The 283-nt window shown below is 60.1% G+C and carries 1 protein-coding gene; it reads right to left on the minus strand.

Annotated features, from left to right (window positions below):
- A partial coding sequence (locus tag SB822_RS56470; protein WP_410859023.1) for an NAD(P)/FAD-dependent oxidoreductase occupies positions 1-283 on the minus strand: 283 nt, incomplete at both ends.

A 283-nucleotide genomic window follows, 5' to 3' on the forward strand; every position in this document is an offset into this window, starting at 1 on the left:
GCCTGCCGATAAATATCGTCCGTGACGTCGCCCGCAGCAAAAATGCCCGGAACGTCGGTAGCCGTCGAATCGGGTGCAGTCCACAGATAGCCGTTCGGCTTCTGCTTGAGCTTGCCCTCGAACAAAGAAACCGCAGGTGCGTGGCCGATAGCGACAAAAACACCGTGCGTGTCGAGTTCCTGCGTCTCGCCCGTCACGACATTCTTGAGGCGCACGCCTGTCACGGTTGCGCCCATCGGCGGCTTTGCCTCGGTGCCAAGGATTTCGTCGATGACGCTGTTCC

Origin of the sequence: Paraburkholderia sp. SIMBA_054, assembly GCF_046534875.1 — a bacterium.
GTDB classification, from domain to species: domain Bacteria; phylum Pseudomonadota; class Gammaproteobacteria; order Burkholderiales; family Burkholderiaceae; genus Paraburkholderia; species Paraburkholderia hospita.